At 65.7% G+C, this 24,461-nt stretch carries 29 protein-coding genes; 14 read left to right on the forward strand and 15 right to left on the reverse strand.

The features are described from left to right. Position 1: 1 nt before the first annotated feature. Entirely contained in the window at positions 2 to 799 is a 798-nt protein-coding gene (locus F791_RS0110755) for a GGDEF domain-containing protein (protein ID WP_019592576.1), read from the reverse strand. Between the two features lie 554 nt (positions 800 to 1,353). Here F791_RS0110755 and F791_RS0110760 point away from each other — a divergent pair. Together F791_RS0110760 and F791_RS0110765 are read left to right on the forward strand one after the other, a co-directional pair. Further along, on the forward strand, positions 1,354 to 1,764 hold the full coding sequence (locus F791_RS0110760; RefSeq protein ID WP_051080507.1) for a PRC-barrel domain-containing protein: 411 nt from the start codon (positions 1,354 to 1,356) through the stop codon (positions 1,762 to 1,764). A 247-nt stretch (positions 1,765 to 2,011) separates the two neighbouring features. Next, a complete protein-coding gene (locus F791_RS0110765; RefSeq protein ID WP_019592578.1) occupies positions 2,012 to 2,749 on the forward strand; it encodes a Crp/Fnr family transcriptional regulator in 738 nt (245 codons plus the stop codon). Between the two features lie 46 nt (positions 2,750 to 2,795). Here the strand turns inward: F791_RS0110765 and F791_RS0110770 are convergent, their stop codons facing one another. The 3 genes from F791_RS0110770 to F791_RS0110785 all read right to left on the reverse strand — a co-directional run bounded on the left by F791_RS0110770 (position 2,796) and on the right by F791_RS0110785 (position 5,484). Next, complete coding sequence (locus tag F791_RS0110770) at positions 2,796 to 3,008, reverse strand: CsbD family protein (RefSeq protein WP_018139301.1); 213 nt, start codon at positions 3,006 to 3,008, stop codon at positions 2,796 to 2,798. A 244-nt stretch (positions 3,009 to 3,252) separates the two neighbouring features. Further along, positions 3,253 to 4,788 carry an L-lactate permease gene (locus F791_RS0110780; protein ID WP_018139300.1) on the reverse strand — a complete coding sequence of 512 codons (1,536 nt, stop codon included), beginning with the start codon at positions 4,786 to 4,788 and terminating at the stop codon, positions 3,253 to 3,255. A gap of 72 nt (positions 4,789 to 4,860) precedes the next feature. Then, positions 4,861 to 5,484, reverse strand: coding sequence for a hypothetical protein (locus F791_RS0110785; protein WP_018139299.1), 624 nt, complete (start codon positions 5,482 to 5,484; stop codon positions 4,861 to 4,863). A gap of 130 nt (positions 5,485 to 5,614) precedes the next feature. Here F791_RS0110785 and F791_RS0110790 point away from each other — a divergent pair, with 130 nt between their 5' ends. Continuing rightward, positions 5,615 to 5,992, forward strand: coding sequence for an MliC family protein (locus F791_RS0110790; protein ID WP_018139298.1), 378 nt, complete (start codon positions 5,615 to 5,617; stop codon positions 5,990 to 5,992). Here F791_RS0110790 and F791_RS0110795 read toward each other — a convergent pair. Then, entirely contained in the window at positions 5,934 to 6,611 is a 678-nt protein-coding gene (locus F791_RS0110795; protein ID WP_018174197.1) for a hypothetical protein, read from the reverse strand. The genes F791_RS0110790 and F791_RS0110795 overlap by 59 nt on opposite strands. A 194-nt stretch (positions 6,612 to 6,805) precedes the next feature. Here F791_RS0110795 and F791_RS0110800 point away from each other — a divergent pair, with 194 nt between their 5' ends. Beyond that, positions 6,806 to 7,933: a flagellin gene (locus tag F791_RS0110800; protein WP_019592579.1), complete on the forward strand. Its 1,128-nt coding sequence runs from the start codon at positions 6,806 to 6,808 to the stop codon at positions 7,931 to 7,933. Positions 7,934 to 7,950: 17 nt separating this feature from the next. On the opposite strand, the gene F791_RS0110805 is transcribed toward F791_RS0110800, so the two are convergent. Continuing rightward, positions 7,951 to 8,709, reverse strand: coding sequence for a hypothetical protein (locus F791_RS0110805; protein WP_019592580.1), 759 nt, complete (start codon positions 8,707 to 8,709; stop codon positions 7,951 to 7,953). A gap of 241 nt (positions 8,710 to 8,950) precedes the next feature. On the opposite strand from F791_RS0110805, the gene F791_RS0110810 reads away from it, so the two are divergent. From F791_RS0110810 to F791_RS0110825, 4 genes are all read left to right on the forward strand, one after another. Then, positions 8,951 to 10,258, forward strand: coding sequence for a PAS domain-containing methyl-accepting chemotaxis protein (locus tag F791_RS0110810; protein ID WP_019592581.1), 1,308 nt, complete (start codon positions 8,951 to 8,953; stop codon positions 10,256 to 10,258). Positions 10,259 to 10,482: 224 nt separating this feature from the next. After that, entirely contained in the window at positions 10,483 to 11,625 is a 1,143-nt protein-coding gene (locus F791_RS0110815; protein ID WP_019592582.1) for a hypothetical protein, read from the forward strand. 19 nt (positions 11,626 to 11,644) lie between these two features. Beyond that, positions 11,645 to 12,592, forward strand: a complete 948-nt coding sequence (locus F791_RS0110820; protein WP_026333029.1) for a hypothetical protein — start codon at positions 11,645 to 11,647, stop codon at positions 12,590 to 12,592. 257 nt (positions 12,593 to 12,849) lie between these two features. Then, positions 12,850 to 14,088 (forward strand): bifunctional diguanylate cyclase/phosphodiesterase, encoded by a 1,239-nt coding sequence (locus tag F791_RS0110825; protein ID WP_018174193.1) that lies wholly within the window; start codon positions 12,850 to 12,852, stop codon positions 14,086 to 14,088. Between the two features lie 65 nt (positions 14,089 to 14,153). Here the strand turns inward: F791_RS0110825 and F791_RS0110830 are convergent, their stop codons facing one another. Together F791_RS0110830 and F791_RS0110835 are read right to left on the reverse strand one after the other, a co-directional pair. After that, on the reverse strand, positions 14,154 to 14,549 hold the full coding sequence (locus tag F791_RS0110830; protein ID WP_018174192.1) for a DUF4168 domain-containing protein: 396 nt from the start codon (positions 14,547 to 14,549) through the stop codon (positions 14,154 to 14,156). A gap of 332 nt (positions 14,550 to 14,881) precedes the next feature. Continuing rightward, a complete protein-coding gene (locus tag F791_RS0110835; protein ID WP_018139289.1) occupies positions 14,882 to 15,586 on the reverse strand; it encodes a DUF4197 domain-containing protein in 705 nt (234 codons plus the stop codon). 129 nt (positions 15,587 to 15,715) lie between these two features. Between F791_RS0110835 and F791_RS0110840 the strand changes: the two genes are divergently transcribed. Beyond that, complete coding sequence (locus tag F791_RS0110840; RefSeq protein WP_019592584.1) at positions 15,716 to 16,804, forward strand: lecithin--cholesterol acyltransferase; 1,089 nt, start codon at positions 15,716 to 15,718, stop codon at positions 16,802 to 16,804. 19 nt (positions 16,805 to 16,823) lie between these two features. Here F791_RS0110840 and F791_RS0110845 read toward each other — a convergent pair whose 3' ends face one another. Then, positions 16,824 to 17,522: a transporter substrate-binding domain-containing protein gene (locus tag F791_RS0110845; RefSeq protein ID WP_019592585.1), complete on the reverse strand. Its 699-nt coding sequence runs from the start codon at positions 17,520 to 17,522 to the stop codon at positions 16,824 to 16,826. Positions 17,523 to 17,625: 103 nt separating this feature from the next. Then, positions 17,626 to 19,149, reverse strand: coding sequence for an NAD(P)H-dependent oxidoreductase (locus tag F791_RS0110850; protein WP_019592586.1), 1,524 nt, complete (start codon positions 19,147 to 19,149; stop codon positions 17,626 to 17,628). Between the two features lie 114 nt (positions 19,150 to 19,263). Between F791_RS0110850 and F791_RS0110855 the strand changes: the two genes are divergently transcribed. After that, entirely contained in the window at positions 19,264 to 19,725 is a 462-nt protein-coding gene (locus F791_RS0110855) for an SRPBCC family protein (RefSeq protein ID WP_018137590.1), read from the forward strand. Here F791_RS0110855 and F791_RS0110860 read toward each other — a convergent pair. Continuing rightward, positions 19,722 to 20,270, reverse strand: a complete 549-nt coding sequence (locus tag F791_RS0110860; RefSeq protein WP_018137589.1) for a cyclin-dependent kinase inhibitor 3 family protein — start codon at positions 20,268 to 20,270, stop codon at positions 19,722 to 19,724. The genes F791_RS0110855 and F791_RS0110860 overlap by 4 nt on opposite strands. A 102-nt stretch (positions 20,271 to 20,372) precedes the next feature. On the opposite strand from F791_RS0110860, the gene F791_RS13795 reads away from it, so the two are divergent. The 4 genes from F791_RS13795 to F791_RS0110880 all read left to right on the forward strand — a co-directional run bounded on the left by F791_RS13795 (position 20,373) and on the right by F791_RS0110880 (position 22,586). Then, positions 20,373 to 20,516: a hypothetical protein gene (locus F791_RS13795; RefSeq protein WP_018137588.1), complete on the forward strand. Its 144-nt coding sequence runs from the start codon at positions 20,373 to 20,375 to the stop codon at positions 20,514 to 20,516. Between the two features lie 35 nt (positions 20,517 to 20,551). Beyond that, entirely contained in the window at positions 20,552 to 21,172 is a 621-nt protein-coding gene (locus F791_RS0110870; protein WP_019592587.1) for a phosphoribosyltransferase, read from the forward strand. A 126-nt stretch (positions 21,173 to 21,298) separates the two neighbouring features. Beyond that, on the forward strand, positions 21,299 to 21,952 hold the full coding sequence (locus tag F791_RS0110875; RefSeq protein WP_018137586.1) for a phosphoribosyltransferase: 654 nt from the start codon (positions 21,299 to 21,301) through the stop codon (positions 21,950 to 21,952). Next, on the forward strand, positions 21,939 to 22,586 hold the full coding sequence (locus F791_RS0110880; RefSeq protein ID WP_018649454.1) for a dienelactone hydrolase family protein: 648 nt from the start codon (positions 21,939 to 21,941) through the stop codon (positions 22,584 to 22,586). Before F791_RS0110875 ends, F791_RS0110880 begins: the two co-directional genes overlap by 14 nt. Here F791_RS0110880 and F791_RS0110885 read toward each other — a convergent pair. The 4 genes from F791_RS0110885 to F791_RS0110900 form a co-directional block, all read right to left on the reverse strand. Continuing rightward, the gene (locus F791_RS0110885) at positions 22,561 to 23,013 is read right to left on the reverse strand and encodes an SRPBCC family protein (RefSeq protein ID WP_018649453.1); all 453 of its coding nucleotides are present in this window, start codon (positions 23,011 to 23,013) and stop codon (positions 22,561 to 22,563) included. The two genes, F791_RS0110880 and F791_RS0110885, sit on opposite strands and share 26 nt — an antisense overlap. A 1-nt stretch (position 23,014) precedes the next feature. Then, entirely contained in the window at positions 23,015 to 23,494 is a 480-nt protein-coding gene (locus F791_RS0110890) for a VOC family protein (RefSeq protein ID WP_018174183.1), read from the reverse strand. A gap of 39 nt (positions 23,495 to 23,533) precedes the next feature. Then, entirely contained in the window at positions 23,534 to 24,154 is a 621-nt protein-coding gene (locus F791_RS0110895) for a VOC family protein (protein WP_231362964.1), read from the reverse strand. Positions 24,155 to 24,269: 115 nt separating this feature from the next. Beyond that, positions 24,270 to 24,458 (reverse strand): hypothetical protein, encoded by a 189-nt coding sequence (locus F791_RS0110900; protein ID WP_018137790.1) that lies wholly within the window; start codon positions 24,456 to 24,458, stop codon positions 24,270 to 24,272. Positions 24,459 to 24,461 lie beyond the last annotated feature (3 nt).

Consider the following 24,461-nt stretch of genomic DNA (forward strand, 5'->3'; position numbering starts at 1 on the left):
CTCACAAAGCGTCTGGGGGGCCCTCCGCGCGGTGGACCTCGACACGATTTCGGCCACGCGCCTTGGCGCGATAGAGCGCCGCATCGGCCTTGCGCACGAGATCTTCCAGGGAATCTCCGGGTTCGCGAGACACCACCCCCAGGCTGATCGACATCGGCTGGCCATGGGCCGCCGGTGGGTCCGCAATGGCCTGGCGGAGTTTTTCCGCCAGCAACGCTGCACGGCCCGAGTCGGCGTGCGGCACGAGGATCAGGAACTCCTCGCCGCCCCACCGGCCGAGACGGTCCGAGTCGCGCAGGCACGCCTGCAACCGCTGGCACATCTCCCGCAGGATGGCATCCCCCATCGCGTGACCGTAGCGATCGTTGACCTCCTTGAAGTAGTCGAGATCGAGAAAAATCAACGAAAGCGGCAGGTTGTAACGCTCCGCACGAGCCACCTCGTGTTCCGCCTCGGTCTTGAACTTCTGGCGGTTCCAAACCCCGGTCAAGGCGTCCGTATTGGCCAGACGCACCAATTCCTCCTGCTGCTGGCGCAGTGTTGCCTCGACCTCCTTGCGCAGAGCGGCCTCCTGACGCAAACGGCGACTGACCCGCACGTAATGCAGCAGGAGCAGGCTAACCAGGAGCAAGGTAGCGCCTGCGATCAGCGCAATCCGGTACCACCATGCGTGATCGACTGCGACGCGTACCGCCTGCCGGCGCGGCAGGTTTGGTCTGTCCCGGTTGACCCCACCGCGGCTGGCGCTCTGATCATCCGCCCGGTCCGACGAATTCCGGGCCGCCTGGGCCGGAAACAATTCCCTGCCCCACCGTTCCTCCGGTCCACCGGACCCCGATAACCGCCAGGGGGCCTGGCGAGCCTGGATATCACTGTCCTGCAGCAAGACCCCGGCGTGAGACGAAGGCGGCGGGCTGGCGCAGACGGGGACGGAGAGGAACAGCCACAACAGCCCCCCGAAGCCAAGCCGCAAGCCTTGGCTGCGAAAGCCACGGTTCTGGACGAGCGTCATCGGCATCCCTCGGATCGACTGGCGCTTGCGTGCCGGCCCTTCTGCTGAGCCTAGCACCCCGTCGGCGAAACAACCTGCGGGTCACACCGCGTCTGGTCGGGCCAGTCACGAATCATCCTGGCGAAAAACCAGCGTTCATCGCACTCCTGGCCGTTATTGCCTCGATTTGTGGGCCGCCGTACAGACCGACATTGCAGCCAGCCACATGATCGGGGACGCGTATACATCGTGCGGGTCGAGTGCCCGAGCGATGAGCGTGACACTGACCGCCGGCGTTAACGCCGGCCCCTTCAAGGAGCGTAATCAGGAAGAAACTCACCTCACTCAAACTCGCCGCCGCGATGATCCCCGTTCTCGCTTTTGGCATGAGCACCCCCATGGCGGGCCAACAGGAGATGAACGGCAATGACCGCAACGCAATGGAAGAGCGTGATGCCGACGAGCGCCATGATGCCCCCCATATTGACCGCATGCCGGCGCAAGGACTGCATGCCTCCGACCTGATGGACAAGAAGATCCACAGCCGGACCGACGATGAAGAAGTCGGCGAGATCAACGACCTCGTCATCGATCAGGACGGCCGGATCATCGCCGTCGTAATCGGCACCGGCGACGTCCTGGGTATGGGCGAGAAGGACATCGCAATCGCCTGGGACCGGATCGACCGCACGACCGAAGGCGACGAGGTCAAGCTGTACATCGATATGGATGAAGACACCCTGAAGGAAGCGCCCGAGTACGAACGCGACTAGGGCTCGCACTACCCGGCCCGAGGGATCGCTCTTCCCTCGGGCTCGGTCTTCCGCTACGCCGGCCTGGCCAGTGCAGAACGTTGGGCGTCGCTACGCCAACTGCCTTAACGCGAAAATGGTCCGCCAGTCTGGAAGATTTCAGTCGGGGATACGGGGTTTAGCCCACCGCGAAGGACTATCCTTAAACTATTAATTATCCGAATCTTTCCGACCGTCGAACGCTCCCGACCAACAAACGGACGCACCGGTGCCCTTAACCCGACCGACCGGGCGAACGCCCCTCGACAATGGCCTGCTCGCGGCCCTGCCGGACAGTGAATACGAGTATCTGCAGCCACACCTGAACCCGGTCCTGTTGCCACTGGGCACCAGCCTTTACGAGGGCCCGTCGGAGACCCACTACGTCTACTTCCCCACCGAAGCCATCATCGCCTTGATGTGTGTAATGGAAGACGGCAAGTGTGGCGAGATCGCGGTGGCCGGACGGGAGGGACTGGTCGGGATCTCGCTGTTGATGGGCGGCTGCACGACCCCCACCCGGGCCTCGGTACGCATGGCCGGGCACGCCTATCGAATCCGCAGCGCCATCATCAGCGAGGCCTTCTCGCGCACAGGCGAACTGCAACGCCTGATGCTTCGCTACACGCAGGCCTTGTTCACGCAAATCGCACAGACCTCCGCCTGCAATCGACACCACTCGGTGGAGCAGCAGCTCTGCCGCTGGCTGTTGCTGAGCGACGATCGCTCACCACATCGCGAACTCAAAATGACCCATGAACTCATCGCGAGCATGCTGGGGGTTCGCCGAGAAGGCGTCACCGAGGCCGCCGGGCGGTTACAAAAGTCGGGCTTGATCACCTACCACCGAGGTCGCCTGGTCATTCTCGACCGTCCGGGGCTCGAGCAGCACAGCTGCGAGTGCTACGGGGTCGTATCTCGAGAATACGCCCGCCTCCTCGATGAACCGACGACGCCACAGTACTAGTCCCGGAACGCATCAGTCCCGGGGCGTCGCCAGCGGGCCGCTTCGCTCAGTGTTCGTCCCGGTCGATCTTCTTCTCGAACTCTGCCAGCTGCTGCTCCGCTTCGTCCTTCGTCACGCCATAGCGTTCCTGAATGCGGCCTGCCAACTCTTCCCGCTTGCCAGCCACGGCGTCGAGTTCGTCGTCCGTCAGCTTCCCCCAGCGCGCCTTGACCTTCCCCTTGAACTGCTTCCAGTTTCCTTTAACGATGTCCCAGTTCATTCCCCGTCCTCCTCCAGTCGCTGATCGGCGACATTGCCAATCAACACCCGAGCGTAAGCAGACCACCTGGCTGGCGTCTGTTCGGCGACGCACAGACGTTCCACCCCCGCGTGTGACTCACTGGTGTGCCCACCCAGCCAGTCAGGCCATCTACTCATGATGACCCACATCATCTGGCTCGTCGGCTTTGTCGTAATCGTGCTGGTGACCCTGAGCTTTCTCGGTTTCCCAGGGGGCCGGAGCTTCACCAGACGAGCGCCAGCAAGCCGGCCCCGAGACAGACCACCACCACGGGAACAATCGTCTCCCGTACCACCTGCCCTTCGCGCGCCTGGAGGCCGCAGGCCGCGGCCGCCATTGCGATGTTGTGCAACGAGATCATGTTGCCCACGCCTGAGCCGATCAGCTGCAAGGCGAGAATCGACGGCAGCGACAATGCCACTGCTTCCGCGGTGTCGGCCTGCAGGCGGGCAAAGAGCAGATTGGAGACCGTGGCACTTCCGGTCATGAACGACCCCAGCGCCCCCAGAAATCCGCTGAACAGCACGAACGTGCCCCCCAACCACCCGGCCAGGCCCTGCCCCAGTACCTGCGGCATCGAGGGGAGCCCCGCCGCGTTGAGCTCGGACATCAGCAGGATCTGGGTGAGCGCGATGATGAAGATCAGCACGATCGCGGCTACCCGCAGCTTGCGTCCAGTAGCCACCACGGCCTCGCCCAGCGTGGCGCGCCCCACGCGAAAAAGGATCAGTGCAGTCAGCAGCGCCAGGGCAAAGTAGAAATACGGCGTGTACAGCGGGGCCAGGCTCTGCCCCAGTTCCACCCCCTGAAACTCGCCCAGGGACCAGCGCACCGATTGCAGGGCCTCGCGCAGCGGCATCACCGTGCGCGAGGCAATCAAGGCCACCGACATCACGGCGAACGGCACAAACGCCACGAGTACCCGCTTGATCGGGGCGGGTTCGGTCTCGGTGTGTTGCGGGCTCGATGGCAGCAGAAAACCTTTGTGCGCGGCCAGTGAGATGACGACCATCGCGACGACGCCACCGACAATCGAGGGCAACTCCGGCCCGATCAGCCAGGCGACCAGGGCGTACGGAATACCGAACGCGAGCGCGGAGAGCACCGCGAATGGCACAAACTCGCGAAAACGCCCCTTCTCGTCCCCCAGCGTGGCAACCCAGGTCATGAAAATGGTGATGAACACGGCCAGCAGCGCGAGGATGAACGCCGTGCGCACCACCGCCTCCTGCACCACCGCATCGTCCAGTCCCAGCCCCGCGAAGCCGATCACCACCGGCGTACCCGCCGCGCCAAACGGCACCGCGGTACTGTTGCCGATCAGCGCGATCGCCACGGCCTTCAGCGGCTTCATGCCGAAATAGACGAGCAGGGGTGCCGCCAGCACGGCTGGAGTCCCGAACCCGGCGATACCCTCCACGAACCCGACCAGACCCCAGCCCAGCAACATCGCCAGCACGCGCGGATCGCGCGACACGCTGGCGATCACCGACTGGATCGCATCCATGTGGCCGGTTGCGATCATCACGTTCAGCACCAGCAGCGCGACGGCCACAATCAGCATGACCTCGACAAACACCACGCCCGCATCCAGCAGGCTCGCGCCCAGCACGGCCCCCGGCATCTGCCAGACCCACAGGGCAATAACCAGTGTCGCCAGATAGGCCAGTGGCGCGGCCTCGTAGGCCGGCCTGCGCAACGGGACCAGCCAGACAAACAGCACCACAAACGGCACCAGGGCCACCCAGAAAAGCGTCATGCGTGCGACATCCTCGAGAAAACGTTATCGGGAGAGTATCGCCTGTCCCGCGCAGAGGCCCACTGCGTCAGATCAATCGCGCGTATCCTCCTGATCCGGATGAACACGCCCAAAGCGACCCATGCCCCACCAAAGCATGCGATGGCTCAACCACCAGACCAGGGCGCAGCCGGCCATCAAGACCGCCAGCCACACATAGGGATGGACCAGGTCCTGCGGACGGGCCCAGGGCCCTAGAACCCAGTTCACGTTCGCCTCGGGCGTCGACAGCAGGTACGACACCAGCAAGACGGCCCAGCCCACCAGGATCCACAAACGCCCCGCCACCGGGTCGTATCCCAGGCGCCAGACCATCCACAACAGCACCAACGGAAGCGGCAGGTGGTACAGGGAGAACAGCCGCAGGTAGAGCGGAACCTCCGGATCGAACATGTAGGCGACAAAGCCGAAGGGCGGGTTCCCCAGCAGCACAAGCCCCAGCAAGAAATCGATCACCCACCCCATCTCGAGCAGGACCACGCCCACCGCCAGCATGCTCGCCAGGCGCCGGCTCTCCAGCCACGCCGCCGCGCACCCGGCGATCAGCGCGAGATTGGACAGCCAGAGGAAATTGAGCCAGCCATACTGGACCGCATAGACCGGTACCAGGACGCAGACAAACAGCAGGTAGGCAACCAGAAACCAGCGAGGAAACAAAGCGTAATCGCCTGACGGGGCCGGGCTCTCACTATAACGGTTCGAACCCGGAGTCACAGTGTTCCTTCACGTGCGACAGCCCGTTACGCGTATGATGAAAAGTCCATTCGACCCGCGGGAGAACCGGCGCGTGAGAACCTGGATTGCCATCAGCGCCACGCTGGTACTCGCCGCCTGCGGCACCCTGCCCCCGACCGCCGAACAGGCACGCGATGTGCCCTACAGCTGCGATCGTGGCCCGAACCTGATGGCGAGCTTCAGCGACAATGAGGCCAAGCTGCGCTTTGGCCGTTCCAAGGCCGTATTACAGGCGACCGAGGTCGCCTCCGGGGCACGCTACGCCAACCCCGGCGAGCAGATCGTCTTCTGGACCAAGGGCGAAGCCGCCATGCTCGAATTCCACGGCATCTACTGGACCTGCCGCATTCGCCAGCCCAATGCCGATGCAGCTACTCCGGCTCCACCGGCGCCACGGCACTGGAGTGCCGCGGCGGGTGTTCCTGAATAAACGCCTCCAGCCGGCCAAGCGCCTCGCCAGCACTGGAAAAGCCTTCCAGACCGCATTCGACCGAGCCTTCCAGATACGGTCGCATGCCCTCGCCAATGCTCGGCGTGTAACCCACGCCCGTGGTCGCCAGAAGCTCCGGATCCAGGCGCCCATCGGCATGGATGCGCTGGATCTGCAGTACCGCGATCCCCTCCGAGGTCACCCGGTCCTCGCGCACCAGTAACGTCTCGCCGTTATCGCACTCGGCGATCTGCAGTGCACCTTCCCTGGCCGTTTGTGCCATCTGGTGCTCGTAGCTGCGCGCCTCGGGGTCCTGCAGGATCACGCGAGCACCCTCGAAGGCCAGGGCCGCCAGCAACAGCATCCCCGCCAGCCCGAACAGCGTAGCCGCCACCCGCCGCCAGCCCAGCACATAACCGACAGCACCACCGACCAGCAAAAGCGGCGTACCCCACTCGAAGGTCCGGGCCAGCGGTACGGGCATAAAGTCGATCCCGCCGCCGAGCCCCAGCAGGGCGGTGACATAAAGCCAGACGATCCCCAGCCCGACCCCGAGCAGGATCGCGATCAGCGCGCGCCAGAACAGCGACTGCCTGCGCTCGGGTTGCGTATCGGCCATGCCCCTCTCCAATCCAGTCCAATCGGCGCAGCCTAAGCAAACACGCGCCGATGTGCACGCCGTACATCGTTTCGTGGCCTTGCAAGCCTAAAGTTTCCTCAAACCCCGCCGTTAAGCGAATGTAGACGGGAAATTCCGGCTGCGGAATCCGGCCCTTCGCCGGATCGCCCTTGTGGCGTGCGAGACCCGACAACATGGCCCAGGTGTTGAGTGTTGCCACCAACCTCCTGTCGCTCAATGCCCAGCGCCACCTGCGCCAGTCGCAGGCCGCCCTGCAGACGGCCTTCCAGCGCCTGTCTTCAGGCCAGCGCATCAACTCGGCGCGCGACGACGCCGCCGGGCTGGCCATCTCCGAACGCTTCACAACCCAGATCCGCGGCCTGAACCAGGCCATGCGCAACGCGCAGGACGGCATCTCGCTGGCCCAGACCGCCGAGGGCGCCCTGGGCTCCATGACCGGCAACCTGCAACGTATCCGCGAGCTGGCGATACAGGCGGCCAATGCCACCCTGTCGGCCTCGGACCGCGGCGCCATCGACCGCGAGGTTCGCCAGCTCCTGGCCGAGAACGACCGCATCGCGACCCAGACAACCTTTAACGGCCGTTCGCTGCTGGACGGGTCCATGGGCACCGCGTTCTTCCAGATCGGCGCCAACGCCGGGCAGACCCTCGCCATCGACCTCGGCAACAGCATGCGCAACCGCTTCGTGGGCGACATTGCCAGTGCCTGGTCCGGCGAACTGGAGGCCGCCTTCGCCGGCAATCCGCTGGAGGTGGATCAGGATTTCTCCATCCGTGTGGGCGAGCGCGACCCGGTGGAGATCCCTGCGGGACCCTATCGCTCCCCCCAGGAACTGGCGACCGCGATCGACCGCGCCCTCGGATCAACCGGCCGCGCGATCCTGACCGACGACGGCCGGCTCAACCTGATCGCCCGCGAGACCCTGACGATCTCGGGGGAGACCGCCCTCGCCACGCTCGGGCTGCCGGCCACCACCGAGCCCGGGGGGAGCCTGAACGATATCGACCTGACCTCGCGCCAGGGGGCCAGCGACGCCCTGTCACGTGTGGATGCCGCGCTGGATGCGGTCAACGCGCGGCGCAGCCAGTTCGGGGCCATCCAGAACCGCTTCGAGTCGACCATCACCAACCTGGGCGTCACCAGCGACAACCTGGCGGCGGCCCGCAGCCGCATTCTGGACGCCGATTACGCGGCCGAGGTCAGCCGCCTGGTGCGCGCCCAGATCCTGCAACAGGCCGGGCTCGCCGTGCTCGTTCAGGCCAACGCGCTACCCCAGACCTTCATGCGGCTGCTCCAGTAATCAGGGGGCCGGCGCGCCTACTCCCCTGCGGGTCGGGCCGCCGCGCCAGAGAACTCCGGCCCCCGGACATCGTCATCGGTCCACCCACGGTCCTGGTCACGACTGGTCACCCACCATTCGTGAACGAACAACCGAATCGGCCCAAGCACGCGTTCTTCGAAACGCGATGGCAGCGTATACGGGCCGACCTCCTCGTACTCCAGGAAGGTCGTATCGACATGGGCATTCCGGGTCGGCTCGAAGCCGGTCAGGGTGATATGCACCCGATAGAGCCGATCGGTTTCGGGGTGGATCCACATCACCACCTGATCCTCGTCCGCCTTGCCAAAGCCCGGGTGGATGGTCGCCAGCACGCGACGGTAGTCCACGCCGCCCTCGCGGCGATCCGCCAGCCGCGTCATTGAGGTCGCGCGGTGTTTCACGAAGGTCGGTCCGTAGTGGAACAGCTTGCCGGCATCGGTCGTCATCGCGGTGGCACGAATCCGGTCCTCGTCCTCGCTCCGCTCGCCGTCGTAGTACACGCGAATCTCGTCACGCTGGCGGATCACCGTCTTGGTGCCCTCCGGCCCCGTGTAATGGACTGCGTACAACTCGTCCGCCGGGCGGTAGCGCTCCTCGCCCTGGCCACGGTAGCCACCATCCGCCACCAGCGGCTGCACACGCTGCACCATTCGCCCCCACTCGCCGTCCGTAGCCTGGTTCAGGTCCCCGTCGTACTCGCGAAGATCCCCTCCGTGAGCGGCCATGGTCCGGTCGAACAGTTCCTGGGCCGTCATCCCGTCGGCGAAAGTCCGGTCCTCATCGGGCTCCGGGAAAGTAGCGGCACAACCCGCCAACAGCAGTACAGACACCACCAGAAGCGGCACTACCCATGCGCTCGCTCGCAACACCGGCAATGTCGTCTTGTTCTTCTTTTCCATTTCTGCACCCTCGAAAACCCTTTCTGTATAGTTCTTGTACAATGTGTGTACATGAAGTTCAATAGGGCATCATCAACCAACCGCTCAGGACGTGCCCATGTGTGCAAATGCCACCCGGCTCCCCACCCAGGGGGTACCCCCTGCGGTTTCCAGCGACGACGCCACGGCTCTACTCGCGGCCGTCCGCGATGCCGTCGCCTATATCGAATTTGCGCCGAACGGTACGGTGCTCGACGCCAACTCGCACTTCCTCGAGACTGTCGGTCATCCCCGCGAGGATGTGATCGGCCAGCACCATCGGATGTTCTGCGACCCGGCCTACGTTCGCTCCACGGAATACCGCCAATTCTGGCGGCAGCTGGCTGCGGGCGAGTCTCACGCCGGCACCTTCTCCAGGGTTACGAGGACTGGCGAAACCATCTGGCTGGAGGCCACCTACTTTCCGGTACGCGATGCCCAGGGCGAGGTGTACAAGGTCGTCAAGATCGCATCGGAAGTAAGCGACAAGATGGAGACCCTCCACGACCAGGCAGCCGTATTCGAGGCGCTGGATCGCTCCCAGGCGGTCATTGAGTTCACGCCGGACGGCACCATCCTCAAGGCCAACGAGAACTTCCTGCAGGCCGTCGATTACCCGCTCGAACACATTCAGGGACAGCACCACCGGATGTTCTGCGACGACGCCTTCTACCGCGATAACCCGAATTTCTGGCAGGACCTCGCCCGCGGGCGCTTCATGAGCGGCAAGTTCCGCCGTTTCAAGTCCTCCGGCGAGGAGATCTGGCTGGAGGCCACCTACAACCCGATCCTTGATGACCGGGGTCGCACCGTGAAGGTCATCAAGTTCGCCACGGACATCACCGCCAGCGTGCACACGGCCGAGCGAACCCGGGAGGCCTCCGCCATCGCCTGCGAAATGGCCCAGAAAACCGCGGATGGCGCGCAACGCGGAGAGGCCTCGCTGGAGGCCAACGCGACCCACTCCGAACAGATCCGCCAGCAGGTGGCCGAAACCAAATCGGCGATCGACCGACTCAATGCCGAGGCGCGCAGTATCGAGTCGATCATCGAGACCATCCGCAGCGTGGCGGAGACCACCAAGATGCTGTCCCTCAATGCCGCCATCGAGGCCGCGCGTGCCGGAGAGCAGGGGCGCGGCTTTGCCGTCGTGGCACAGGAGGTCCGCAAGCTCGCGTCCGATACCCGCGACGCCACCAGTCAGATCGCCGAGGTCATTCATGGCAATCTGCAAAGCACCCAGGCCATCGCCGAGCGCATCGACACCGTGAACCAGGTGGCCGAGCAAGGGCGCCAACAGGTCCTGTCGGTACAGCAGATCATGGCCGAGATACGCGAAGGCGCCAGCCACGTCGTCGAATCCGTCGCCTCGATCCCGCGCGCATGACTCGGCCTGCGAAAGGCCTCGCACACCCGGAAGGCAAAACCATCCGGGCAACGGGACGCTCCTGACCATCGAAGCCCCGCCATCCCCCCCCTTCATTCCCTCATTGACCGCGAGGGTTCACTCGCCTAGTCTTTCCTTTGGGTGGCGATCCCGAGCGATCGGCGGCAAACATTCCGGAACGGATCCGAATGGCTGCGACCACCCGACAGGGAGGGAAACGCCCCATGCCAGCGCGCATGTTCGGCTTGTTCGCGAGACTCGGGCCCCTGGCCGGACTCAGTCTGTTCGGGCTGACTGCGCTGCTGCCCGCACAAGCCCTGTCTGCGGTCACCCCCGCCCCCCTGCCGCACAACACTGGCTTCTACCTCTCGCCGTACACCGCCTCCGGAGAGCTGGCCGGGTGGGTCGACGAGGCACTGGGCGAGTCCTCGCGCGACATCTCCGGGCTGGCCGGACGCCTGCTGCAAACGGCGGCGATGGCCTACGGTGCGCAGCAGTCGAATCGTCTGGGCGGCATGCTCGACCAGGCCAGCCGGTCATCCGGCATACCCGCGATGGACTTCGGCCATGCCCTTGCCGCAGCCACCGAACCCGGCCACACCTCGGCCGGGGGGCTTGAGCAGGCCACCGCCATCCTGGGCGAGCTGGGGAGCCGTGGTCTGGTGGGCGAACACGCCGGCCATCAGGTGCGGCGGCTCGCGCAGGTGCTGGAGGACCCGGAGACCGCCGTGCGCGGCGAGCTGGAACGCCTGCAGATCGGCTCGCGGGACATCGCCGGGGTACTCCGCGAACTGGAGCGCCTCCCGCAAGGCCAACGCCAGGGTGTACTCGGAGCCCTGGACCACGACACCGCCCCGGCGCTGGAACTCCTGCTGGACGCCGGCCACCAGCGGCTTGACCAGCAGATGCGCGAACTGGCCCAGCCCCGCAGCGCATCGTCCGGCTCTGCCGCCAGCGTCTTTGGCCTGCTGGCCCGTGACCACGATGCCGGGCTGTTCGGCGCCGGGGAGCTGCTGCAGCGTCAGCTGGGCGATCACGCCCTGCGCCAGGGCGCCGAGCTGGGCATGGGGTTTTTCGCCCTGTTCGACGGGCTCTCGCAGACCCACCGCCAGCTCGAACTGACCCCGGAACGCATGGTGCGCTACCGCCAGTCCGCGGACCGTTCGTTCAACGACCTCGACAGCCTGCTGGTACACACCATGGTGCACTACCGTACCCGGCGCGACTTCGCCCGCGCCAGCGAGGCCGTGATGCTCCTCTACCCCGAGGCCCGCCCGCGCATGGACGCCGCCCATCGCGTGGCGGGCGACATCATCACCGCCGAATGGCACCGCATGCAGCAACGCATGGACCTGCAATGGCAATAAACCCACGGAGAACCCAATGATGCGAATCCACCTGACGTCTGCCCGCATGCTCGCCATGGGCGCGATCCTGAGCCTGGGCCTTACAACCTCGGCCGCCCACGCCACCCCGGGCACCGACCGCCAGTTCGACCGCAACATCCAGGCGGTCGACACGGCCCTGCTGGACCCCGGCACCCGGGCGCTGCTGGACGCCTATCGCAGCGAACGAGGATCGCGCGAGGCGCGGCAGATCAGCCGTCAGGCCTTGCCGGGACGCGGTGCCACTCAATGCGCCTGGGACGATCGCTACCGCGCCATGGCCAACCTCGAAACGCCGGCCGACGTCATCTTTACCCGCGCCCTGGTCACCAACAAGGGACGCGGCTCGGTGGACCTGGGCTTTGACCGCTTCGAACTGCACGCCGACGGTGCCTGTCCGGATGCGGTCGACAACGGCCCCGTCAGCTTCTGGATGACCTGGTACCAGAACCACCAGGCCATGGAGCCGGCGGCTGTCTCCAGCATCGAGGAGGCGCAGCGGCTGTACGCCGCCTCTGCGAAGGACAGCAGCATGAAGATGGTTATGCGCTTCGACGGCGAGATGCAGGACGGCCAGCCCCACGGTCGCTTCCGGCTGATCCAGACCAATCACACACCCGAGATGCAGGGCATGCGCGGCGGCGATGTCAGCAGTCATGCGCTCGGTTATGTCGAATTCGAGGCCGGCGAGCGGATCCGACGGCTGATCGTGACCGAGATGGCCCCAGGCATCACCCTGGTCGTCCTGGAACAACCCCACGGCGAGGCCCACCAGCTCAACTACTGGGTCATGCACGGAGCCGGTATGCATATGGGCGACCATTACCCGACCAACGCCGCCGGCGAGATCGATGGTCTCTTCGTGCGCCTGCGCAGCGACGAGAGCCCGCCCGAGATCAGCACCTGCGTGCGCGGCAACCTGCCCGCCGAGCGTTCCGCCTGCGACTAGGCCACGCTGACGGCCGCGGGGCAGGACCTCCCGCCCTGCGCCGTTTCCCTCAAGCCCCGAAAAAAGCACCCGGCTCAATCACTGATGGGCCCGGACGTCTCGTTCCGGCGCATATGAACTACACTCCCGGAACAACCACTTATAGCTGCGTGTAAAGGCCCGGGCGCGAACCGGTAAAGGACCGTGACCGCGCCGCCATACCCGCCCTGCCGCAACAGGGTGCAAAGCCGGCCAGGAAGGCCAAAGGATGCCACGCAATGTCCAGGTTCGAGTCGGCTCAACCCCTGGCAGGCAATACCCGGTATTCCGACTACCTGGCTCGAACGACGCTCCGCGCCTGGGTCGGGATGTCCTTTGTCTCCGCGACACTGATCATCGTCGCAGGCCTGCTGCTCTCCTGGTTGATCCCGTACCTGGCGGGTGGCGCCGACAGCATCGTGCCGCACTTCTACTACGTGCCCATCCTGTTTGCCGCCGCGCGCTTTGGGCCCGGCGCCGCCCTCGTCGTGGCACTGGTGGCCGGCGTACTGGCCGGGCCCCTGACCTATGTGGACGTCGCCGCCGCCACCGCACAGGAGACCGAACGCTGGCTGACGCGCACCGCCTTCTTCGTCGGGATCGGGCAATTGATGGCCTGGCTGGTCATTCCCGCGCTGCATCCGGTCACCGAGGAACTGCGGCGCATGCGTCAGGAATTCGATATCCGCCGGGGCCTGAAACACAACGAGTTCTTTCTGCGCTACCAGCCGATCTACTCGATCCGCCAGCATCGATTCGTCGGGGTCGAGGCGCTGATCCGCTGGCAGCACCCGGCGCACGGCGAGCTGACGCCGGCGGACTTTCTCGACGTGGCGGAGGACTCCTCGCTAATACACGACATCGGCGCGCAGGTGATCGCCGAGGCCTGCCGACAGACCGAGGAGTGGAAGACCCTTGCGCAGGTCCATGGCCGCGAACCCTGGTACACCGCGATCAATCTCTCCGCCCGCGACTTCATTCGCCCCGAACTCGCGTACGACGTCGCATCCGCGCTCAAGCGCCACCACCTGCCACCCGAACTCCTGACCATCGAACTCACCGAGACCGTGCTCGCGCTCGAGGACGCCGAACCCGCCCTCGAGGCGCTGAAGCACCTGGGGGTACAGCTCGCCATCGACGACTTCGGCACCGGGTATTCGTCCCTCGCCTATCTCAATCGGTTTCCGATCGATACGCTGAAGCTCGACCGCCAGCTTGTATCCAGCCTCGGCCACGACCCCTCGGCCGAAGACCTCGCACGAGGCATCGCACTGCTGGCCGGATCGCTCGGGCTGAAGACCGTTGCCGAGGGCATCGAGACCCGGGACCAGATCGACCTGAGCGAGGAACTCGGGTTCGACCGCATCCAGGGGTTTTACTTCGCCCGGCCCCTGACCGCGGACGAAATTCCGTCCCTTCTGCTGATCGAGGAGGTTGACCCGGACCACCCGCCGACGCCGAGCGGCGCCCGGGCGTAGAAAACCCCGGTGGGCGGTTCGCCCACCGGGGTCCTGGGAGATAGCAGGCGTAGTGCTGGTGGAGGCTACGAATCCCCCGCCACCTCGGCGAATTGCTCACCAAGATCGCTGTCGTTGTCGATCAGGTAAGCAATCTCCTGGTATTCCTTGACGGTCAGCCCTTCATCCTCGATTGCGGCGACCATCTCGTCGTTGGCCTCGTCGCGCAGCTCCTGGGCCCCCTCGCCTTCTGCTTCCGCGATGTCATCTGCGTATTCCGCGCGGATGTCCTGGGCCGCATCCGCGGCCGCCAGAAAGCTTTCCAGATCGCTTTCACTGACGTCCTCGGCGGACATTTCGGGATCATCGGTCCATTCCTGCTCGAACACATGCGGATCATCCGCTGCCACCGTGCCCGCACCACCCAATGCGAGCCCGAGAGCCAGGGCGATCGAATAAGTTGTACCGGTCTTGTGTCCCATTCTGCGCCTCCTGCTTCTTCAGATTGGTTGGATTGCGTTAGCCCGTCGCAATGAACGCGCCGTCTGACCCGTAGCGATGCAGCCTCCGTGCCAACATGGCCTGAATGCCGCATGCCGCGCCGCCAGGCGGTTTCCGCACCTGAATGGACTGATAGGACGGGTCCCAATCACATCCAGAGGTGGGTCATTCAGACACATGCATCGCCCCGACCCGTGTCGCTTCGACTCACTCCCTGGGGCCGCCTCGTTCAACGCCGGCAAGGCCCTTCACCCACAAAAAAGCCCCGAGGCGCAATGCCACGGGGCCCGGCCGTTTGTGCTCGGCGCCTGGGTTAGCTTGACCCGAAGTACTCCCGCAGGAGCTGCGTCGTGCGCGCGGCCGGATCCTCGCGAATGCGACGTTCCTCGTCCGCCAGAATGGTAAACAGACCATCCAGTGCGTGGTCGGTCACATAGCGATCCAGGTCCACATCCAGATCGGCCAGGCCGGGGATACGGCTGGCTGCATCGCGCAGCGGCTGGTACACCCGGTACACCCCGGCACCCTCCATATGCTCGCGCACCACGGGCGCATAGCGCTCGCGCAGATCCGACTCGGACGCACCGCGCAGGTACTGGGTCGCGGCATCGTCATCACCGCGCAGTACCGCGTGCACGTCGGACGGCTGCATGCCCCGAATCGCACTCACAAACACCGGGGCCGCCTCCCGTGCGGCCGCCTCGGCGGCCCGGTTCATGCGCCGCTCGAGATCATCCACCTGGCTGCCCATGCCAGCGCTGCGCAGCACATCCCCGGCCTGCCGCAACTCCTGCGGCAGACCGATCCGTATGGCCTGGTTGCCCCAGTAGCCGTCTTCCTGCCCCGTCCGTTCCACGGTTCGTTCGGTGCCGACTCGAAGGGCCTCGCGGACCGCCTCTTCCGCCCGGTCACCACCACTCCCCTCGCCGTTCAAACCGAAGTCGCGGACATCCAGTCCGGCACAGGCCGAGAGAAAGAACGGCAGAAACAGCAACAACAAGAGCGGCGAATTACGCATGCGGACACTCCGACAGAATCATACGGGGCATGATACACATCACGCCTCGCATACCCCGTGCCCCGCTTGTCACATCCAGCACCGCGCCAGGCTTGCGGTCCACCCGCGCATGCTCAATTGTTAAGGCATATGACCCACAGACCGCGCCGCCAAAGACCCGCCCGCAAGCGCCTGTACGCTGCCGCCGTCCTGTTCGGCTTGCCGCTACTCGCGTTCATCGCCTGGGTCACATGGACGGAGCAGCACCCGGAGCAGGAGCGCGAGTTGCGTGTGGAGGTCCAGGACCGCCTGCACGAGTGGTTTCCGGAGGTCATGGAGCTACCCGACGAGCTTCGCGGCTTTGTCCCGCGATCCACGGTATTCGACGACAGCACCCGCCCCGAAGTCGTGATGCTGCACGGGCTCGACGAGCCCGGCGATATCTGGGACACGCTGGCGTCCGCCCTCGACACGGCCGGCATCAATGGCTGGGAGTTTCGCTACCCGAACGATCAGGCGATTGATCACAGCGCCGACCTCCTGGCCGAGTACTGGGAGACGCTGGAGACCGAACAGCCCGTGATTCTGGTGGGCCACAGCATGGGCGGCCTGGTGATCCGCGACTTTGTCACCCGCTGGCGACACCCCGTCGACGAGGCTCCGCGGGCCGAAGGACCACCCATTGCAGGCGTAATCCTGGTCGCCACCCCGAACCAGGGCTCCGACTGGGCACGCCTGCGCGTCTGGCTCGAGGTGCGCGAATGGCTGGCCGACATACGTGAGCAACGCTTTTCGCTTTTCGCCGGTCTTCGCGACGGCACGGGCGCGGCCAAGATCGATCTGCGGCCCGACAGCGAGTTTCTGGCGGACCTGAATCAGCGCCCCTGGCCAGAGGACATTCCCGTGCGAATCATCGGCGGCGTGGTACCCGAGCCGACCCCGGCGATGGAGGCCAGCCTGCGATCCCTGAGCGAGCAGTTCGGCATCGAGGACTTGCCCGCGCGCATCGAAGAGTGGTGGGAGGACACCAGCGAAGGACTGGGAGACGGGGTCGTGCCGATCGATTCCCTGTCACTGGAGGGACACCCCGAACCCGAGATCCTGGAGGCCTCGCACCGCGGTCTCCTGGTTCCCGGCCCCCTGACGGAATACCCCCCCGCGGTCGAACCGATCCTGCATATCCTGTTCGACTGGCGGGACGAGGACCGGCCTGTCCCCGCGATTGACCCGCAGGACTAACGTCTCTCCAGCGCAGGGGTCAGATCCCCAGCTCCCGCAGGACCTTGTCGATGCGTGGCACCAGGTGCGCATGCGGCGAGTCCTTGCGTACCAGCAGATGCATCGAGGTCACGTCCAGCACGTTCGAGGAGGCCACCAGCCGACCCAGTGCATCCGCCTCGTCGGGATAGGCCCGCTTCAACTCCCGGATCGTGTGTTCCGTCACCTCACTCATGTTGATCAGCACGTCCCCCTCGCCGGCCGCCAGACGTCGCAGATTCTCCGACAGCGTGCCCTCGCGCTGCACGTCCAGACCCTCCAGGTTGGCCTTGCCCCAGCCGTTCCCGGCGTAGTCCAGTACGCGGTATCCGGTAAAGTCCTCCAGCCGTTCCTTTGCCAGCAATTCGTCGCGCTCGGGGTGGTCCTCGCGCACGAAGGCCACCCATTCCGGTTCCGCCAGGGCGACCTCGCTCGCGATCAGATACTCCTCGCGCTCCGGCGTCATGGTGGTAATGATCGCGTCGGCCTTGCCCTCCTTCACCAGCCGCTGCGCCTCCTCCCATTCGTAGGGCTCGTGGCGCAGTGGCACCCACAAGTGGGCAAAGGCCTCCTGCATCAACTGGACATAGTGGCCCGCGAAGCGCCCATCGCGATTGATGTACCCGTACGGCGCCTCGTCCCGGTCGCCCGCGATATGGAAGGCCTCGCGGTGATCGGCCACCGCCGGCACCGACAGCATGCCCAAGACCGCAATACCCGCTAAAAGCCGTCCAAACATCGCTCAGTCCCTCCATACCGTGCCGTCCGGGCCCCGAATCCGCCGGAGGTCGGCATCCCGTCACTCAAGCCGCGGCAAGATTTACCAGCGGGACCAGACCAAACCAAAGCACATAGGCTAGCGATACCGCCATCAAGCCGTCGATACGCCCGCCCGGTGCCCCGCGCTGACGCTCGCGCCACAACATCCATATCAGCCAGGCCGCATGCGGCACCACGAAATAGGCAATGCCTGCATAGGCCCCCTGAGCCCAACCGGTCAGGTGGAATGCCGTTCCCGCAACCGCCGCCAGACCGGTGAACACCAGCGCCACACCGAGCGCACCACCATTTCCCAGCCGCACCGCCAGGGTCCGTTTGGCCACAGCCGCGTCCGCCTCGCGATCGGGGATACCAGACAGCGTAATCGACGGGATGATCGCCAGAAACAACGGCAGGCTCAGCCACCAGGGCAAGGGGTCCGTCCAGTCCCCCGCGAGGAACACGTACCCGCACAGCAACACGCCCAGGCTGTGGGTCAGCGCGACATCCACCTCCCCGAGCCCGCGATAGCTGAGCTTCAGGGGCGGCGCCGTATACCCGATCGCGAGCACCGCCAGCACGCCCGTTACCCACAGCATGGGACCGGCATCGCCGGGCGCGACCGCGAGCAGCGCGGCAAACGCCGCCGCGAAGCCCCCCAGTGCCACCGACGTACCGGCGTTGATCTCGCGCAGGGACAGCCGCCCCTCCACCAGCACCCGCGAGCCGCCGGTAAAGGCGCTGTAGAAACGGTTCTGGCGATCGGAGCCGAAATCTACCCGTTCATTGACCAGGACCGTCGCCACCTCGAGCAGGAACAGGCACAGATAACCCAGCCAGAAAACCGGATTGCGCGACACACCGCCGTCCGGGGCCGCCGCCAGGGCCCCTGCGGTGTAGGCCACGAAGGTCATCGGGTAGAACTGCAGGCGCAGTGCCTGCAGCCAGCCCCCCAGCTTGAAGGTCGCCCGTTCGCGCAGGCTCTCGCGGCCATGCTCCAGGCGCAGCCCTTCCTGTCGTGCGCGCTCGAGCCACGCCTCGCGCTGGCGGTCATCGGCCTCGCGTACCGAACCCAGCATCAGCGAGCGCACCGGGCGGATGCCGCAAAAGCCCAGGGTCGCGCGCGCCATCGCGTTGATCCCCGGCTGGCGATACAACAACTGATGGATCAGTACCGGGGTATCCATCGTGGTAATCAGCTGTGCGGAGCGTCCCTGCAGCAGCCCCTCGTATCCGGTGCCGCCCTCGCAGCTGCGAAAGGCAAACTCGGGCGTCATCACGCGATCGAGAAAGCCCTTGAGCAGCGCTGGCATGGTGCCCCACCAGGTGGGAAAGACGAATACGAGATGATCGGCCCAGGCGACCAGTTCGCGCGCCGCGTCCAGATCGTCTTCCAGCGGCTGCTGATTCGGCGAAGGCGTGTGAACGTGCGGGTCGAACTCGAGATTCGCCAGCTCCAGGGAGCGCACTTCCGCCCCGGAGGATCGGGCCCCGTCACGGTAGGCCTCGGCCAGCGCGCCGCACAGGCTGTCGGTACGCGGGTGGCCCAGGATCACGAGCACCTTCACGCGAGGTGGCTCCCGGAAAGGGCCTTGCGACCGCTACGCCCCGGAACAGGGCACGTGGTGCATACCGGGTTGCCTCCCTGCATACTCGAAGTCCTCCGAACCCCGTCTCTGATCATGCCCACGATCGAACACCAGGCACACATCCGCGCGGACCAACCCGATGTATTCGCCCTGATTACGCGGGTCGAGGAGTTCGTCCATTACAGCGAGGCCATCGAAACGATAGCGCGCGTCGGGGAGGCCCGCTACCGATGGGTCGTCCGCATCGCCGGCATTCCCCTGAGTTTCGATGTCGAGATCACAGAAACGGAACCACCGGAGCGCTTTTCCTGGCAATCGCTGACCGGCGTGCAGAATCGCGGCACCTATCACCTGACACCCGCGCAAAACGGCACGACGATCCACCTGCGTCTGGAGTACGAGCTCGACAATCCGCTGCTCGAAGAGACCGTCCGCCAGGCGGCCAAACCACTGATCCAGACCCTGAGCCGCGAGATCATCGACAACGTGGAAGCGGAGCTGCAGAAGTCACCGGGAAAAGGCATCGATCAGGAGGGTCCGCGCCCGGATCGTTAGACCCCGGTAGCGGACAGGCTCAACAAATAACGCTGCTGGTCCGGGCTCTCGATCGCGCCGGGGCGCGCCCCGCGCACCATTGCGATGGCCTCCTCCGGCGCGAGGCCCCGTTCGATCAGCGTCAAGGCCGCAATCGTCCCTGCACGGCCAAACCCGCCACCGCAGTGAAAAATCACCCCTTCGCCCGCACGCAGCCGACGGTGTACCTCGGGGCCGACTTCGCGCCAGCGCAGCTCCCAGGGGCGATCCGGCGCCGCCATGTCACCGATCGGCAGGTGCAGCCACGCCATCCCCGCCGCACGCACGGCCTTGCCCAGCTCGGGCACACCCAGCTTGTCCAGTTCATGCCCCTGGTTCAGCGTGACCAAGGCCGTCGCTCCCCAGTCCCGGATCGCTGCCAGATCCGCCGCCAGGTCCCGCTGACCACCGGGCGCCTCCGGCTCGCACTTGCCGGGGCAAAGCGTCATCCCGATCGTTCCGCCTTCGGGCAGGCTCACCGTGCCGATCTCCAGGGAGCGGGCGGGATTGTCGCTAGTCTGAGTCATCAAGCCTCTCTCAATCGTCCGGCGCCAAGGCCAGTCGTTCCGATCTCGGGCCCGCAAGGGCCCTTTCTGCGAACCAACGCCGCATCTCCCAATCCTACCGGTATGGACACCCCGTTACTCATCCTGGGCCTCCTGCTGGTCGCCAGCCTGGCCGCATTCTTTACCGGCGTACTGCCCTATCCCATCGGATGGATCATCCTGACCATCGCCTTCATCGCACGCTTGCTCTTTCTGGCCGGCCGATAACATCCTTGCTGAAGCCGCGATGGAGAGCGCCCGCGATGTCTGAAGCCCGCAAGATGCCGGTACAACTGATCAGTGTGGACGCGGTGGTCGACGCCGCGGACCGCCTCGCCCGCCAGATCCTGGACAGCGGCTTCCGGCCGGACACGATCGTCGCCATTGCCCGTGGTGGCTTCATGCCGGCGCGATTCCTGTGCGACTTCCTGCAGGTGCACAAGCTGCTGAGCCTCAAGGTGGAGCACTACACCTCCGGCGCCCGCAAGAAACAGGCCGCGGCCGTGACGGTGCCGCTAAGTGGCGAGGTCCGCGGGGAGCGCGTCCTGCTGGTGGACGACGTCAACGACGGCGGCGATACCCTGGCCGCGGCACGCCCGCATCTGGAGACCTTCAAGCCCAGGGCCGTGCGTACCGCCGTGCTGCACGAGAAGACCACGACCACCTGTCCGGCGGACTTCCGCAGCCACACCGTCCGCGAGTGGCACTGGCTGCTCTATCCCTGGGCGGTCGTCGAGGACGTCGGCCAGTTCATCCAGCAGATGGACCCGCCGCCCAGCCACCGTGTGGAACTGATCGAACGCCTGCGCCTGGACTACGGCCTGGAACTGCACCCCGGCGAACTCGATCGCGTGATTCGCTACCACAGTCTCGAGATCCGCTAGGCCGAACACCGCTATGGGCTTAAGGGCACCGGCCGAGGCCTCCTATTTTGCTCAGACCCGCCCGTTTTCCTGCCCTCTCGGGCCTACACTCCAGGACAGTTCAACTGCGTACTGACCGGAGGGCCCATGCGTTTTCGGGACCGTACCGACGCCGGCCGGCGGCTGGCGCAAGCGCTAAACCGCTTCCGCGGTCAATCCGGCGTGGTGTATGCCCTGCCGCGCGGCGGCGTCCCGCTCGGGGCCGAGGTCGCGCGGCACCTGGATATGCCGCTGGATCTGCTGATCCCGCGCAAGATCGGCCACCCGTTTCACCCCGAATACGCAATCTGCGCGGTCCCGGAACACGGCGAGCGCGTCTGCAACCCCCGCGAGGAGGAACGCATCGACCCGGAATGGCTGGAGCGGGCCGAGGCCCGCGAACGCGCCGAGGCCCGGCGACGACGCGAACTGTACTGCACCACGCCCGCCCCGGACGTCGCCGGCAGACTGGCGATCATCGTCGATGATGGCATTGCCACCGGCCTGACCATGCGCGCAGCCATCCGCGACGCCCGGCAACGCCACCCCAGCCAGATCGTCGTCGCGATCCCCGTGGCCCCGGCCGACACGGCGGAGCTGCTCGAGACCGAGGTCAACCACGTGGTAACCCTGGACCGCCCGGTGTACTACCGGGGCTCGGTCGGGTCCTATTACGAATCCTTCGAACAGACCTCGGACGACGAGGTGATCGACCTCCTGGCCACCGCCCACCGCTCGCGCAAATCCGATGTCTCGCGCTGAGCAACACGATGTGACCCTCGCCCTGGACGGGCGTCCGCATCAGGGGATCCTCGGCCTGCCGGAGACCCCCTCCGGGCTGGTCGTGTTCGCGCATGGAAGCGGCAGCAGCCGCCTCAGCCCGCGCAACCACCAGGTGGCCCACGTGCTGCAGGCGGCCGATCTCGCCACGCTGATGTTCGACCTCCTGACCGAGACGGAGGATCGCACCTACGAGAACCGGTTCGACATCCCGCTGCTGGCCCGTCGGCTCGTACAGGCCTGCGAATGGGCCGCTTCGCAACCCCGACTCGCAGGGCTCCCGATGGGCCTGTTTGGCGCCAGCACCGGGGCGGCCGCGGCATTACAGGCGGCCGCGGCGGCCCCCGATACCATCCGCGCCGTCGTCTCCCGCGGCGGCCGCCCGGATCTGGCGGGCGAGGCCCTGCCGCGGGTGGCGTCACCCACCCTGCTGATTGTCGGGGGCGACGACACCATGGTGATCGAGCTCAACCGCCAGGCGCAGTCCCGCATGCAGGCCACCTGCAGGCTCGCGATCATCCCGGGCGCCACTCACCTGTTCGAGGAACCGGGCACCCTGGAGCAAGCGGCCGATCTGGCCACGGACTGGTTTACCCGGTGGTTGAATCCCGAATAGGGAGGGCCGGGTTTCCTTCCAGCAGCACCTTCAATTGGTCCAGGTCCTTCTCCACCGCGCACCGGTCCGAATCAAACTGCTCGTCGGACATCCCCGGCTGCCGGAAAAGGCTGAACACCAGCTCGCTCCCCTCGCCGTTCGGCAGGACGCGCATGGGGTTGTGAACGATCACGCCCGAGGGGAGCTCGACATCGTGATCCATCACACCGAGATCGTTGGGCGCCGCAAACCGTACCGTCACCCTCCCAACGGGCCCTTCCACGACCCACGCATCCCCCTGCTGTCGAACCTCCGAACGCGCGAGCCCCTCGGCCCATAACGGGAGATTTCTCGGATCGGAGGCAAAGGCATAGACATCTGCGGGAGTGCGCGCGATGGATACGGTCAGGTGCAGCACCTCGGCCATGCTGGGCCCGCGGGCGTCCATTTCACCGACCCTCAAAGGCTCGAACCAGGGCCGCGATGTCGAACTTCTTCATCTTCAGGAACGCCTGCGTGATCCGGGCCAGCGCCGCGGGATCACCGGGCTGCATCATCTCGTCCAGCACCGCGGGGACGATCTGCCAGGACAGGCCGAACTTGTCCCTCAACCAGCCGCATTCCACCTCCTGCCCGCCATCGGCCGTCAGCTTGTCCCAGTAGTAGTCGATCTCCTGCTGCGTATCGCACTTGACCATGAACGAGATCGACTCGTTGAACGGGACCAGCGGACCTGCACTGATGGCCTGGAACTCCTGCCCCAGCACGAAGAAGGTGACGACCTCCACCGAACCGGACGGGGTGCCTTCCAGGGTGACCGTGCTCTCGACCCACGAGTTTTCGAAGACCGAGGCGTAGAACTCGGCCGCCTCCCTGGCCTGACGCTCGAACCACAGGTGCGGAACGAGTTTGTGCCGAATGGTCGCCATCGCGTATCTCCCGCAAGGCCGGGGCCTACTACTCTGACCTTACTCCCACGTGTTGGCTCCCTGCTCGAAGCCGCCCCGATAGGGACTGCCGACACAAAAACGATGCCCATTAGGGAGACACTGACTGAGTGGCGCATTCGCGTTGGTACCCCAGGTTTTCCGAGACCAGGCGCGCCGCGCAGCGGGTAGTGGTTCTACCCGCAAGCGGCGCAACGCCGGATCGGGGTACCTGGGGTGCCAACCCCGGAGGGGCTCGGCCGCTTTTGCGCGCGCACGGCGTTGCGGTTCCCTTGTGCAGAATGACTGCACGGCAGTCACCGCGCCTTGTTCGCACGCAAAAGCGACTCGAGCGCGAATGCGCCACTCAGTCAGTGTCTCCCTCAGCGCCTGCATCACCACCCACTCTGCATGGCGCGCCACCACGGTTGCGCCCAGACTCTGCAAACGCGCGACCTCCGCCTCGACCGAGTCGGAGTCGATATCCAGGTGTGCGCGCGGATTGTGATCCACGCGCTGGATGATGACCTGCACTTCCCCGGGCGGCGTGACGAGCTGGATAAAGCCGCTGGCCGCATCGAAGTCCTCGGGCATCGGATAGCCCAGTGCGCTGGCCCAAAAACGCGCATCGGCGGCCAGATCCTCCGTCCGGCAGTCGATCACGATGTTTCCGAGTCGGCTCTTGTGCATGGTGTCAGGGGGAACACGGCACTCGCGTGCCCCCAAAGACCACCTTCGGTTCGGGAGAACACACTGACGTGCGTGCCCTCCCGCCCCGTTAGCGCGGCTTGCAGGCCAGGCCGAACTCGAAGGTATGGATCTTGAAGCCCTCGGGAAACGCGGCCTTGAGTCGGCGCTCGAACTCGGCGTAGATCTCGGCCTTGTGCTGCTGCACGTCCCAGTCGCGGCTGTCGCAGTCGACCCCCTCGACGTCCAGCTCCATGTTCAGCTCCAGATCCGGGGCCATTTG

It is taken from the genome of Thioalkalivibrio sp. ALRh, from assembly GCF_000381425.1.
Classification (GTDB): Bacteria; Pseudomonadota; Gammaproteobacteria; order Ectothiorhodospirales; family Ectothiorhodospiraceae; genus Thioalkalivibrio.

Excerpts from the sequence above, each read along its gene's own strand:
- F791_RS0110760 (WP_051080507.1), top strand. The coding sequence starts at position 1,354 with ATGATCCCCGTTCTCGCTTTTGGCATGAGCACCCCCATGGCGGGCCAA.
- F791_RS0110770 (WP_018139301.1), bottom strand. The coding sequence starts at position 3,008 with ATGAACTGGGACATCGTTAAAGGAAACTGGAAGCAGTTCAAGGGGAAG.
- F791_RS0110780 (WP_018139300.1), bottom strand. The coding sequence starts at position 4,788 with ATGACGCTTTTCTGGGTGGCCCTGGTGCCGTTTGTGGTGCTGTTTGTC.
- F791_RS0110795 (WP_018174197.1), bottom strand. The coding sequence starts at position 6,611 with ATGGCCGATACGCAACCCGAGCGCAGGCAGTCGCTGTTCTGGCGCGCG.
- F791_RS0110800 (WP_019592579.1), top strand. The coding sequence starts at position 6,806 with ATGGCCCAGGTGTTGAGTGTTGCCACCAACCTCCTGTCGCTCAATGCC.
- F791_RS0110805 (WP_019592580.1), bottom strand. The coding sequence starts at position 8,709 with ATGACGGCCCAGGAACTGTTCGACCGGACCATGGCCGCTCACGGAGGG.
- F791_RS0110810 (WP_019592581.1), top strand. The coding sequence starts at position 8,951 with ATGTGTGCAAATGCCACCCGGCTCCCCACCCAGGGGGTACCCCCTGCG.
- F791_RS0110815 (WP_019592582.1), top strand. The coding sequence starts at position 10,483 with ATGCCAGCGCGCATGTTCGGCTTGTTCGCGAGACTCGGGCCCCTGGCC.
- F791_RS0110820 (WP_026333029.1), top strand. The coding sequence starts at position 11,645 with ATGCGAATCCACCTGACGTCTGCCCGCATGCTCGCCATGGGCGCGATC.
- F791_RS0110825 (WP_018174193.1), top strand. The coding sequence starts at position 12,850 with ATGTCCAGGTTCGAGTCGGCTCAACCCCTGGCAGGCAATACCCGGTAT.
- F791_RS0110830 (WP_018174192.1), bottom strand. The coding sequence starts at position 14,549 with ATGGGACACAAGACCGGTACAACTTATTCGATCGCCCTGGCTCTCGGG.
- F791_RS0110835 (WP_018139289.1), bottom strand. The coding sequence starts at position 15,586 with ATGCGTAATTCGCCGCTCTTGTTGTTGCTGTTTCTGCCGTTCTTTCTC.
- F791_RS0110840 (WP_019592584.1), top strand. The coding sequence starts at position 15,716 with ATGACCCACAGACCGCGCCGCCAAAGACCCGCCCGCAAGCGCCTGTAC.
- F791_RS0110845 (WP_019592585.1), bottom strand. The coding sequence starts at position 17,522 with ATGCTGTCGGTGCCGGCGGTGGCCGATCACCGCGAGGCCTTCCATATC.
- F791_RS0110855 (WP_018137590.1), top strand. The coding sequence starts at position 19,264 with ATGCCCACGATCGAACACCAGGCACACATCCGCGCGGACCAACCCGAT.
- F791_RS0110860 (WP_018137589.1), bottom strand. The coding sequence starts at position 20,270 with ATGACTCAGACTAGCGACAATCCCGCCCGCTCCCTGGAGATCGGCACG.
- F791_RS13795 (WP_018137588.1), top strand. The coding sequence starts at position 20,373 with ATGGACACCCCGTTACTCATCCTGGGCCTCCTGCTGGTCGCCAGCCTG.
- F791_RS0110870 (WP_019592587.1), top strand. The coding sequence starts at position 20,552 with ATGTCTGAAGCCCGCAAGATGCCGGTACAACTGATCAGTGTGGACGCG.
- F791_RS0110875 (WP_018137586.1), top strand. The coding sequence starts at position 21,299 with ATGCGTTTTCGGGACCGTACCGACGCCGGCCGGCGGCTGGCGCAAGCG.
- F791_RS0110880 (WP_018649454.1), top strand. The coding sequence starts at position 21,939 with ATGTCTCGCGCTGAGCAACACGATGTGACCCTCGCCCTGGACGGGCGT.
- F791_RS0110885 (WP_018649453.1), bottom strand. The coding sequence starts at position 23,013 with ATGGACGCCCGCGGGCCCAGCATGGCCGAGGTGCTGCACCTGACCGTA.
- F791_RS0110890 (WP_018174183.1), bottom strand. The coding sequence starts at position 23,494 with ATGGCGACCATTCGGCACAAACTCGTTCCGCACCTGTGGTTCGAGCGT.
- F791_RS0110900 (WP_018137790.1), bottom strand. The coding sequence starts at position 24,458 with ATGGCCCCGGATCTGGAGCTGAACATGGAGCTGGACGTCGAGGGGGTC.